The following is a 7,870-nucleotide window of genomic DNA, read 5'->3' as shown; positions in this document are numbered from 1 at the left end:
GTTTGAGGACGAGCGCGTTCAGCGCGATGCGGGGGTCTGGGGGCGGCAGCCCCCAGGGCAAGGGTCGGGTAGGGGCGGAGGGGGCGAAAACCGCTTGGCCCGAGCACCACCGCCGCCCGTCACCCTAGACGCGGTTCCGCCGGGCACCACCCGAGCGACTCCGCAGCAGCACCAGCACCCCCACTACGGGCCCCACCGCCAGCAACACGGCAAGCACCCCGTACCCGTACGTCAAGGTCGCCACCGTCGCGACCCCCGCGACCAGCAACGGCCCACCCGCGTCGCCCAGTTCGCGCCCCAGCTCGGCGGCGCCCATCGTCTGCCCGAGCCGTTCCTGAGGAGTACCGGCAGCCAGCGTGGCGAAGCCCAACGGGGTGATCAACCCCGTGCCGACGCCGATCAGCGCCGCGGCGAGGAGAACACCCGTCAGACCGGGGAGCATCGCACAGGCCAGCCCTGCGGCGGTGAGGCCCAACCCCGCGCCGATGCCCGCGCGGGCCCTCAGCCGGCCCGCGTCCAAGGCCCGCCCGGCTCGCGGCTGGACGACTGCCGCGCAGGCCGCGAGTACCGATACGGCCGCCCCGGTGGCCACGGTGCCGAGGCCCGCCGCCGCACCGGAGACGGGCAGGAACCCCACCCCGACGGAGAGCGCGGCGGTCGCCCCCGCGAGCGCCGCGGTCGGAGTGAGGAAGACCGGGTCGGCGAGGCGGCGGGCAAGATCGAGCACGGTCTGCCGCGCGCGCGGCAACGGCGGCACGTCCGGCACGGCCGACAGGGCCCACACGGCGACGACGGCGCCGAGCCCCGCGAGTACGGTGAACAGCAGCCGCAGCCCGCCCGCCCACACAAGGACGCCGCCGAGCAGCGGACCCATGGTGTAGCCGAGGGACTTGTAGAAGCCGTAACTCCCGTATACCCGCCCGTGCTTGGCCGCCGGATTGAGCCGGGCCACCAGCGCAGAGGCCGCAGGCGAGAACGCGGAGGCCGCCGCGCCCTGACCGAGGCGGGCGGCCCACAGCCACCCGGGGCTGTCGACGACGACGTACAGGACGGACGCTGCGGAGAAGGCGACGAGGCCGCCGAGCAGGACGGGCCGGGCGCCGACCCGGTCGGCGATCGTGCCGAACACCGGCTTCAGCAGCACCTCGGCGCCGTCGTACAGGGCGAGCAGGCCACCCAGGACGAGCAGAGAGGTGACCCCGTCCGCGGAGTGGCCACCGAGGTTCGCGGCGATGCCGTGCGCCCCGAACGCGGTCGTGAACCCGGCGGCGTACAGCGGCCACATCTGCCGTGCGGACGCCCCGTTTCGCGGAGGGGATGCCCCTGCTCGCGGCGAGGCCGCCCCTGCCGCCTCATTCGGGCGCGTCACTGAGACCCAGCCGCAGGTGTTCCACGTGGTAGACCGCCTGGTCGAGGAGCTCGGCGACGTGGTGGTCGTGCAGCGCGTAGACCACCGAGCGTCCGCTCCGCTCACCGACGACCAGGCCCAGATTGCGCAGCAGCCGCAGTTGGTGCGAGCACGCGGACTGTTCCATGCCGACCTCGGCGGCCAACTCGGTGGCCGGCAGCGGGCCTTCGCGCAGCCGCGCGAGGATCAGCAGGCGCGAGGGGGTGGACAGCGCCTGGAGCGTGGTGGCCACCTTCGCGACGTTGGCCGCGTCCAGACGTACGCGCGGGGTGGCGTCCTGCGCGGTGGTGACGGCTCCATGACCCATGGGCGGCATCCTACCCGCCGCACATGAAGGTATGAATGAATCTTCATGTGTTCCTGTATGGTGGCCGCGTGTCTCCCACTCTCGCCCCGTCTTCCGCCGCCGCCCCCTCCGCCCCGGTGCTCCCTCGCCGCCCTACGCGCGTTCTCGCGCTGCCGGAGGCCCGCTGGGCGCTCCTGGCCACCGTCGCTTTCCTGCTCGCGCTCCCCCTCCACCTCGGCGGCGCGCCCGGCTGGACGTACGCGCCGCTCTACGTGATCGCGTACGCCGCCGGAGGGTGGGAACCCGCCCTCGAAGGGCTCCGGGCGCTGCGCGGGAAGACCCTGGACGTCGACCTGTTGATGATCGTCGCGGCGCTCGGTGCGGCCGCGATCGGACAGGTCCTTGACGGCGCCCTGCTGATCGTCATCTTCGCCACCTCCGGCGCCCTGGAGGCTCTGGCCACCGCCCGTACCGCCGACTCCGTACGCGGCCTGCTCGATCTGGCGCCCGCCACGGCGACGAGAGTGACCGCCGACGGGGAGGAGCAGGTGCCCACCGCTCAACTCGCGGTCGATGACGTGCTGTTGATCCGCCCCGGCGAGCGGATCGGCGCCGACGGGCGGGTGGTCGACGGCGTCAGTGAGGCCGACCAGGCGACGATCACCGGCGAACCGCTGCCAGTGCTGAAGACCCCCGGCGCCGAGGTCTTCGCGGGCACCCTGAACGGCACCGGCGTGCTGCGCGTCCGTGTGGAACGCGACCCCGCCGACTCCGTCATCGCCCGCATCGTCACCCTGGTCGAGGAGGCCTCGCGCACCAAGGCGCCCACCCAGCTGTTCATCGAGAAGGTCGAACAGCGGTACGCGGTGGGCGTGGTGGCCGCCACACTCGCCGTCTTCGCGGTGCCGTTCGCCTTCGGTGCGGACCTCACCGGCGCGCTGCTGCGGGCGATGACCTTCATGATCGTCGCCTCGCCGTGCGCGGTAGTCCTGGCCACCATGCCGCCACTGCTGTCCGCCATCGCCACCGCCGGGCGGCACGGCGTCCTGGTCAAGTCCGCGGTCGCCATGGAACGTCTCGGCGAGATCGACACGGCCGCCCTCGACAAGACCGGCACCCTGACCGAAGGCGCACCCGAGGTGACGGCCGTCCGGCCGGCGCCGGGGTCGGGCCTCGACGAGGACACCCTGCTGGCCCTGGCCGCCACGGTCGAGCACCCCAGCGAACATCCGCTCGCCCGCGCGATCGTCGCCGCCGCCCGCTCCCGCGGCCTGCGCCTCGTGCCCGCCGACGACTTCACCGCGAAGCCCGGGCACGGCGTCACCGCCACCGTCGACGGCCACATCGTCACCGTCGGCCGCCCGGACGCGCATCTGGACGACGACACCCACCACACGGTCGTGCTGGTGGAACGCGACGGCGCCCGCGTCGGCACCCTCTCCCTCGCCGACCGTCTCCGCCCCGACGCCACCGAGACCGTCGCCGCGCTCACCGCTCTCACGGGCACCTCACCCGTACTGCTCACCGGCGACAACCCGCGCGCCGCCGCCCAGGTGGCCTCCGCCACCGGCATCACGGACGTACGCGCGCGTCTGCTGCCCGCGGACAAGGTCGCGGCCGTACTCCAGCTCGCGGACCGCAAGGTGTTGTTCGTCGGCGACGGCGTCAACGACGCCCCCGCCCTGGCCGCCGCCCACTCCGGGATCGCCATGGGCCGTGCCGGGTCCGATCTCGCCCTGGAGACCGCGGACGCCGTCGTCGTCCGTGACGAGCTCGCGGCCATCCCCGCAGTCGTACGGCTCTCGCGCACCGCCCGCCGCCTGGTCACCCAGAACCTCGTCATCGCGGGTACGTTCATCACCGCCCTGGTCCTGTGGGACCTCGTCGGTCACCTTCCGCTCCCGCTCGGCGTCGCGGGGCACGAGGGCTCGACCGTCCTGGTCGGTCTGAACGGGCTGCGGCTGCTGAGGGACTCCGCGTGGCGGTCAGGCGGGTCGCAGAGGACGTAGGACTGATGGCCGGGCCGATGACCGGTCCCAGGGCACGTGAGGTTGATGTCGGATTTCCGCCAGCCCCGGCCTCGGGCGTGCCCGATGCTTGAGGCATGCAGAACGGGATGTACACCGACACGGAGAGCTGCGTGCGCGCCGTCCAGTCGAAGGACGCGCGCTTCGACGGCTGGTTCTTCACGGCGGTTCTGACCACCCGGATCTACTGCCGGCCCAGCTGCCCGGTGGTACCGCCGAAGCCGGAGAACATGACGTTCTACCCCAGCGCAGCAGCCTGCCAACAGGCCGGATTCCGGGCCTGCAAGCGCTGCCGGCCCGACACCAGCCCCGGCTCGCCCCAGTGGAACCAGCGCGCCGACCTCGTCGCCCGCGCCATGCGCCTGATCGGCGACGGAATCGTGGACCGCGAGGGCGTACCGGGCCTCGCCACCCGGCTCGGCTACAGCACCCGCCAGATCGAGCGCCAGCTCCTGGCCGAGCTGGGCGCGGGACCCCTCGCGCTCGCCCGGGCCCAGCGCGCCCAGACCGCACGGCTGCTCATCGAGACCACCCCGCTGCCGATGGCGGAGATCGCCTTCGCGGCCGGGTTCTCCTCGATCCGCACCTTCAACGACACGGTCCGCGAGGTCTTCGCGCTGTCACCGAGCGAGCTGCGCGCACGGCTGCCCAAGAAGAAGACGGGGGCCGCCACACCGGGGGTGCTGAGCCTCCGGCTCCCCTTCCGCGCCCCGCTCAACCCCGACAACCTCTTCGGACACCTCGCGGCGACGGCCGTACCCGGCGTCGAGGAGTGGCGCGACGGGGCGTACCGACGCACCCTGCGCCTGCCCTACGGCCACGGGATCGTCGGGCTCACCCCGAACGCCGACCACATCGCCTGCCGCCTCACCCTCAGCGACCTCCGCGACCTGCCCGTCGCCATCAGCCGCTGCCGCCGCATGCTCGACCTGGACGCCGACCCGGTCGCGGTCGACGACCAGTTGCGCACCGATCCGTTGCTCGCGCCGCTCATCGACAAGGCGCCGGGCCGCCGGGTGCCCCGCACGGTCGACGAGGCCGAGTTCGCCGCACGGGCCGTGCTGGGCCAGCAGGTCTCCACGGCCGCCGCCCGAACCCACGCGGCCCGCCTGGTCACCGCGCACGGCGACCCCGTCGACGATCCCGAGGGCGGCCTCACCCACCTTTTCCCGTCCCCCGAGTCACTGGCTGCAGTGGACCCCGAATCCCTCGCGATGCCGCGCACCCGCCGCGCCACCTTCACCACGCTCGTCCGTCAACTCGCCGACGGAACCCTCCACTTGGGTGTCGAAAGCGACTGGGGCGAGGTCCGCGCCCGGCTTCTCTCCCTGCCGGGCTTCGGCCCCTGGACGGTCGACGTCATCGCCATGCGCGCCCTCGGCGACCCCGACGCCTTCCTCCCCACCGACCTCGGGATCCGGCGCGCCGCCCAGGAGTTGGGCCTGCCGTCCACCCCCGCCGCGCTCACGGCACGGGCGGCGGCCTGGCGTCCCTGGCGGGCGTACGCGATCCAGTATTTGTGGGCGACGGACAGCCACCCGATCAACTTTCTTCCCGCATAACCCCGTACGCGATCAGCCGTAATCCGTGACAAGGATGCTCACGCCCGCCGAAGGACGTCCCATGAAGCACCACACCGTGACCGAGAGCCCCTACGGACCTTTGACGCTCGTGGCCGACGGAGGCGCCCTCTGCGGCCTCTACATGGTCGGCCAGCGCCATCGTCCTCCGGAGGAGACCTTCGGCGTACGCGACGACGACACTCTCTTCGACGAGACGACGCGCCAGCTCGCGGCTTACTTCGAGGGCGGGTTGAAGGAGTTCGACCTGCCGCTGCGTCTCGACGGCACGCCGTTCCAGCGCGGGGTCTGGGAGCAGCTGTGCAAGATCCCCTACGGCGAGACCCGCTCGTACGGCGAACTGGCCGGAACCCTCGGCAACTTGGGCGCCTCCCGCGCGGTGGGTCTCGCCAACGGCAAGAACCCGATCGGCATCATCGTGCCCTGCCATCGCGTAGTCGGTGCGAACGGCAGCCTCACGGGGTACGGCGGCGGTCTGGACCGCAAGCAGCGGCTGCTGGACTTCGAGAGCGGCGCCGCCCTGTTCTAGGGCCTGTTCCGGCCGCGTGGCCTGTCGGCCCGGGTCCGGCCCACCTGACGAGGGGGAGTGGCCGGACCCGGGGGACACGGGCTCCCGCACCCATGTCCTTGCCCGTCGCCGAAAGGGGGTTGCGGGAACGGGCGGCGCCGACCCCGTCCGTTCTGTCTGCGTCCGCGCCCTTCGGGAGGCGGTACCGATACCGTACGGCGGCACGCGGGCCGGCGGCGCTCCGCATTGCGCGGCGCTGTCCGGATTACGCGGGAGAGTTGTTCCTGCTCAGGTGCACACGCATCGCAGTGTCTCGGACGGCGTCTCCCCGAACCGGGCCCGGTAGCGCCGCGCGAACCGCCCCAGATGCGCGAACCCCCAACGGTAGGCGATCTCCGTGACGCTGACCGTCCCCGGGATCGAGACCCTCAGCTGCTCCCGTACCCGTTGCAGCCGCACCTCGCTGACGTACGCCATCGGGGACATGCCGAGGTTCTTACGGAACGCCTCCTGCAGGGTGCGCACACTGACCTGGGCGATGGTGGCGAGCCTGGCCGCGTCGTAGGGCTCGGCGGGCCGCTCGCGTACGGCGTCCATCACCCGCTTGACCGCCGCGGGCCGCATGGACGGCGGTGGTGCCTCCAGCGCATCGCGGTACTGGTGGTCGCTCGACAGCAACAGGCCCTCCAGCAGGGCCTGTTCGATCCGCCCGGCGAACATCGGCTGCCGCAGCAGGCCGTCGGGCACGTCTTTGTCCAGCAGGCTCCAGGACACCAGATTCATCCAGCTGAGCCCCGGACCGCTGCCGATGTCGAAGTTCGGCTCGATGGCCGGGCCGCGCTGTACCGGCCTGCCCAGGAGCGTCTCCAACTGCCCTACCAGGGCTGCCTTGTCGATCTTCACGTTGATGGTGGTGCAGTCGGGCGAGTAGTTGTCGATGAGGTTGTCGCCGCTCGCGGGATCGACGACCACCGCACGGCGGGTGGTGACGTGCGAGACCGGCCCCCTGCCCTGCCGCACGCTGTGGGAGCCGACGATGGGCGCCGATACGTGGTAGTAGCCCAGTTCGCCCGTTCGCGCCCTGACCTGTGTCCCGTAACTGACCTTGCCGACCGTCAGTGCGCCCAGGTTGATGACCGAGAAGTCCGCGATGAGGTCGCCGGCGTCTCCCACCACGTCGAAACGAGCCTCGCTGAAGATGGTGTTCACGGTCGCCCGGACCTCGTCCACTTCGCGCGTGACGAAGCTGGAGAAATCAACGGTTTGCGGCTTTTGCACCTCCATGGTTGTCCCCTCGTCATCACCAGGATGGCTCAAAGAGGCACGGCCGTCAGCAAGGTTGTCAGAGTCGGCCCAGTGATTCGGGCAGGCGGTGCGTGCGGATGGACGACTCTCGCAGTTACGTCCGAATGGTCACGGAGGGACGGCGTCTCGTAACAGATATCGGCGGTTCATCCTGGCTGTGCAGCAGGGGAGAGCGCGGGTGAACCGGCTTGCTGCGGACGCCGTTTGACGGGTTGAGATCAACAAGGCAACGTCGCCGAAAGGGCACCCCGAACATGTCGCTCACCCACACCCGTTCCCGTACGCCCGCCGCCGTCGCTTTCCTGGCCGCCACCGGTCTGTTCCTCACCGCGTGCGGCCCCGACGGTTCCAGCGCCGCCTCCGATGTGAGCGCCCCCGCCCCCGCCACGGACACCAGTGCCGACAACCGTGAGGACGGCACGGTCACCGGCACGCTGACCTATCTGGCACCGGGCAAGCTGGAGGTCGACGGCCGTCCCTTCTACGTCGCCGAGGACACGGAGATCGTGGGCGGCGACATTTGTGGTGATCCCGAGACCCAGGCGGCGGAGACCTGCACCGCCGAAGACCTGGAGGGGGCCGCGAAGGGTGGCAACTTGACCATCGAGGTGACGATCGTGCAGGGGATCGCGGAGCGGGTCACCCAGGTCTAGACCTTGCAGGAGCGCGAGGAGCGCGAGGAGCGCGGGGGCGTGTGGGGCGCTAGTAGGACTCCGTTAGGTTGCTCTGGCTCTTGAGTTTGGGCTGGTGGCGGAT

General features: G+C 71.6%; 7 protein-coding genes. 4 read left to right on the top strand and 3 right to left on the bottom strand.

Annotated elements, in window-relative coordinates:
• Nucleotides 1–124: 124 nt before the first annotated feature.
• On the bottom strand, nt 125–1,285 hold the full coding sequence (locus ACFWP7_RS42180) for an MFS transporter (RefSeq protein WP_384393836.1): 1,161 nt from the start codon (nt 1,283–1,285) through the stop codon (nt 125–127).
• Nucleotides 1,286–1,352: 67 nt separating this feature from the next.
• Nucleotides 1,353–1,715 carry an ArsR/SmtB family transcription factor gene (locus tag ACFWP7_RS42175; protein ID WP_384393834.1) on the bottom strand — a complete coding sequence of 121 codons (363 nt, stop codon included), beginning with the start codon at nt 1,713–1,715 and terminating at the stop codon, nt 1,353–1,355.
• A 35-nt stretch (nt 1,716–1,750) separates the two neighbouring features.
• Between ACFWP7_RS42175 and ACFWP7_RS42170 the strand changes: the two genes are divergently transcribed.
• The 3 genes from ACFWP7_RS42170 (at nt 1,751) to ACFWP7_RS42160 (ending at nt 5,830) form a co-directional block, all read left to right on the top strand.
• Nucleotides 1,751–3,703 carry a heavy metal translocating P-type ATPase gene (locus ACFWP7_RS42170; protein WP_384393831.1) on the top strand — a complete coding sequence of 651 codons (1,953 nt, stop codon included), beginning with the start codon at nt 1,751–1,753 and terminating at the stop codon, nt 3,701–3,703.
• 95 nt (nt 3,704–3,798) lie between these two features.
• Nucleotides 3,799–5,283: an AlkA N-terminal domain-containing protein gene (locus tag ACFWP7_RS42165; protein WP_384393829.1), complete on the top strand. Its 1,485-nt coding sequence runs from the start codon at nt 3,799–3,801 to the stop codon at nt 5,281–5,283.
• Between the two features lie 61 nt (nt 5,284–5,344).
• Nucleotides 5,345–5,830 (top strand): methylated-DNA--[protein]-cysteine S-methyltransferase, encoded by a 486-nt coding sequence (locus ACFWP7_RS42160; protein ID WP_384393826.1) that lies wholly within the window; start codon nt 5,345–5,347, stop codon nt 5,828–5,830.
• Nucleotides 5,831–6,097: 267 nt separating this feature from the next.
• Here ACFWP7_RS42160 and ACFWP7_RS42155 read toward each other — a convergent pair whose 3' ends face one another.
• A complete protein-coding gene (locus tag ACFWP7_RS42155; RefSeq protein ID WP_384393823.1) occupies nt 6,098–7,093 on the bottom strand; it encodes an AraC family transcriptional regulator in 996 nt (331 codons plus the stop codon).
• A gap of 275 nt (nt 7,094–7,368) precedes the next feature.
• On the opposite strand from ACFWP7_RS42155, the gene ACFWP7_RS42150 reads away from it, so the two are divergent.
• Complete coding sequence (locus ACFWP7_RS42150; RefSeq protein ID WP_384393820.1) at nt 7,369–7,767, top strand: hypothetical protein; 399 nt, start codon at nt 7,369–7,371, stop codon at nt 7,765–7,767.
• Nucleotides 7,768–7,870 lie beyond the last annotated feature (103 nt).

It is taken from the genome of Streptomyces sp. NPDC058470 (assembly GCF_042721055.1).
Taxonomy (GTDB): Bacteria; Actinomycetota; Actinomycetes; order Streptomycetales; family Streptomycetaceae; genus Streptomyces.
This window is presented reverse-complemented; position numbering and strand designations above follow the sequence as displayed.

Excerpts from the sequence above, each read along its gene's own strand:
- ACFWP7_RS42155 (WP_384393823.1), bottom strand. The coding sequence starts at position 7,093 with ATGGAGGTGCAAAAGCCGCAAACCGTTGATTTCTCCAGCTTCGTCACG.
- ACFWP7_RS42165 (WP_384393829.1), top strand. The coding sequence starts at position 3,799 with ATGCAGAACGGGATGTACACCGACACGGAGAGCTGCGTGCGCGCCGTC.
- ACFWP7_RS42150 (WP_384393820.1), top strand. The coding sequence starts at position 7,369 with ATGTCGCTCACCCACACCCGTTCCCGTACGCCCGCCGCCGTCGCTTTC.
- ACFWP7_RS42180 (WP_384393836.1), bottom strand. The coding sequence starts at position 1,285 with ATGTGGCCGCTGTACGCCGCCGGGTTCACGACCGCGTTCGGGGCGCAC.
- ACFWP7_RS42160 (WP_384393826.1), top strand. The coding sequence starts at position 5,345 with ATGAAGCACCACACCGTGACCGAGAGCCCCTACGGACCTTTGACGCTC.
- ACFWP7_RS42175 (WP_384393834.1), bottom strand. The coding sequence starts at position 1,715 with ATGGGTCATGGAGCCGTCACCACCGCGCAGGACGCCACCCCGCGCGTA.
- ACFWP7_RS42170 (WP_384393831.1), top strand. The coding sequence starts at position 1,751 with ATGAATCTTCATGTGTTCCTGTATGGTGGCCGCGTGTCTCCCACTCTC.